Below are 3227 nucleotides of genomic sequence, written 5' to 3'. Positions count from 1 at the left end.
TCTTTAACAATTTGGAAAGCTGATAGTACTAACTAAAGGCGCATGGATGATGATTCGTTGTCGTTTGTGTGATTACGTTAGTGCGAAAAACGTTAATGCGAAAGCATTAACACTTGAGTTCTCAACACACTGTTTAAGTGTCTTGAATATTCTAAAAAACTAAGGCGAGTCCACTTCCTACCCGGAGGTGAGACAAGTAAAAACCAGCTGGTCATGATATGACCCAGAGTTCACGTAAGTGAAACTCATTTGGGTTGTATGGTTAAGTGACCAAGCGTATACGGTGGATGCCTTGGCAGTCAGAGGCGATGAAGGACGTAATAACTTGCGAAAAGCGTTGGCGAGCTAGTAATAAGCATTTGAGCTAACGATATCCGAATGGGGAAACCCACATGCATAAGCATGTATCACAACATGAATACATAGTGTTGTGAGGCAAACCCGGGGAACTGAAACATCTAAGTACCCGGAGGAAAAGAAATCAACCGAGATTCCCCTAGTAGCGGCGAGCGAACGGGGATTAGCCCTTAAGTCTATGGGGTGTTAGTGGAATGAGTTGGAAAGCTCAGCGGCACAGGGTGATAGCCCCGTACACGAAAACTAACCATAGATGAAAACGAGTAAGGCGGGACACGTGACATCCTGTTTGAATATGGGGGGACCATCCTCCAAGGCTAAATACTCCTGACTGACCGATAGTGAACCAGTACCGTGAGGGAAAGGCGAAAAGAACCCCTGTGAGGGGAGTGAAATAGAACCTGAAACCGTGTACGTACAAGCAGTGGGAGCGGTTCTTGAGACCGTGACTGCGTACCTTTTGTATAATGGGTCAGCGACTTACATTTTGTAGCGAGGTTAAGCGAATAGCGGAGCCGTAGGGAAACCGAGTGTTAACTGCGCGTTTAGTTGCAAGGTGTAGACCCGAAACCGAGTGATCTAGCCATGGGCAGGTTGAAGGTTGAGTAACATCAACTGGAGGACCGAACCGACTTATGTTGAAAAATGAGCGGATGACTTGTGGCTGGGGGTGAAAGGCCAATCAAACTCGGAGATATCTGGTTCTCCTCGAAAGCTATTTAGGTAGCGCCTCGAGCGAATACCATTGGGGGTAGAGCACTGTTAAGGCTAGGGGGTCATCCCGACTTACCAACCCTTTGCAAACTCCGAATACCAATGAGTACTACTCGGGAGACAGACAGCGGGTGCTAACGTCCGTTGTCAAAAGGGAAACAACCCAGACCGTCAGCTAAGGTCCCAAAGTGTATGTTAAGTGGGAAACGATGTGGGAAGGCTTAGACAGCTAGGATGTTGGCTTAGAAGCAGCCATCATTTAAAGAAAGCGTAATAGCTCACTAGTCGAGTCGGCCTGCGCGGAAGATTTAACGGGGCTAAACATACCACCGAAGCTACGGGTGCATTTCATTAGAAGTGCGCGGTAGAGGAGCGTTCTGTAAGCGGTTGAAGGTGAAGGGGTAACCCACACTGGACGTATCAGAAGTGCGAATGCTGACATGAGTAACGATAAAGGGAGTGAAAAACTCCCTCGCCGGAAGACCAAGGGTTCCTGTCCAACGTTAATCGGGGCAGGGTGAGTCGACCCCTAAGGTGAGGCCGAAAGGCGTAATCGATGGGAAACAGATTAATATTTCTGTACTTCCGCTAACTGCGATGGAGAGACGGAGAAGGCTAGGCTAGCGCGGCGTTGGTAGTCCGCGTTTAAGGTGGTAGGTTGAATTCTTAGGCAAATCCGGGAATTCGTACTTTAATGTACAGGCTGAGAGCTGATGACGAGTCACTAAGGTGATGAAGTAGTTGATGCCATGCTTCCAGGAAAATCTTCTAAGCTTCAGGTTAGCGGGAATCGTACCCCAAACCGACACAGGTGGTCGGGTAGAGAATACCAAGGCGCTTGAGAGAACTCGGCTGAAGGAACTAGGCAAAATGGTACCGTAACTTCGGGAGAAGGTACGCTCCTGTTGGTGATGAGACTTGCTCTCTAAGCTGACGGGAGTCGCAGATACCAGGTGGCTGCAACTGTTTATCAAAAACACAGCACTGTGCAAAATCGCAAGATGACGTATACGGTGTGACGCCTGCCCGGTGCCGGAAGGTTAATTGATTGGGTTATCTTCGGAGAAGCTCATGATCGAAGCCCCGGTAAACGGCGGCCGTAACTATAACGGTCCTAAGGTAGCGAAATTCCTTGTCGGGTAAGTTCCGACCTGCACGAATGGCGTAATGATGGCCACGCTGTCTCCAGCCGAGACTCAGTGAAGTTGAAATTGCGGTGAAGATGCCGTATACCCGCGGCTAGACGGAAAGACCCCGTGAACCTTTACTATAGCTTGGCACTGAACATTGAACCTACATGTGTAGGATAGGTGGGAGACTTTGAAGCTTGGACGCTAGTCTGAGTGGAGTCAATCTTGAAATACCACCCTTGTAGTTTTGATGTTCTAACTCTGGCCCCTTATCGGGGTTGAGGACAGTGCCTGGTGGGTAGTTTGACTGGGGCGGTCTCCTCCCAAAGAGTAACGGAGGAGCACGAAGGTTGGCTAAGTACGGTCGGACATCGTACGGTTAGTGCAATGGCATAAGCCAGCTTAACTGCGAGACATACACGTCGAGCAGGTACGAAAGTAGGTCATAGTGATCCGGTGGTTCTGAATGGAAGGGCCATCGCTCAACGGATAAAAGGTACTCCGGGGATAACAGGCTGATACCGCCCAAGAGTTCATATCGACGGCGGTGTTTGGCACCTCGATGTCGGCTCATCACATCCTGGGGCTGAAGTCGGTCCCAAGGGTATGGCTGTTCGCCATTTAAAGTGGTACGCGAGCTGGGTTCAGAACGTCGTGAGACAGTTCGGTCCCTATCTGCCGTGGGCGTTGGATGATTGAGGGGAGCTGCTCCTAGTACGAGAGGACCGGAGTGGACGAACCGCTGGTGTTTGGGTTGTCATGCCAATGGCATTGCCCAGTAGCTACGTTCGGAATCGATAACCGCTGAAAGCATCTAAGCGGGAAGCGAGCCCCAAGATGAGTCATCCCTAGAGCTTTAAGCTCTCTAAAGGGCCGTAGGAGACTACTACGTTGATAGGCAAGGTGTGTAAGCGTTGTGAGGCGTTGAGCTAACTTGTACTAATGACCCGTGAGGCTTAACCATACAACCCAGATGGGTTTTACTGATACGACTTAGTATTAGAATAAAGCGCTTAAGCAGTGCGA

Annotated in this window: 1 rRNA gene; it reads left to right on the top strand. The window is 49.7% G+C overall.

The annotated features are described in order from the left end of the window. Positions 1-260: 260 nt before the first annotated feature. A 23S ribosomal RNA gene (locus H5164_RS06000) occupies positions 261-3165 on the top strand. The last annotated feature ends 62 nt before the right edge of the window (positions 3166-3227 follow it).

This window comes from Shewanella sp. SG41-3 (genome assembly GCF_014164545.1).
GTDB classification, from domain to species: Bacteria; Pseudomonadota; Gammaproteobacteria; order Enterobacterales; family Shewanellaceae; genus Shewanella; species Shewanella vesiculosa.
Note: the sequence above shows the minus strand (reverse complement) of the source record. Positions and strands in the feature narration are given on the sequence as shown.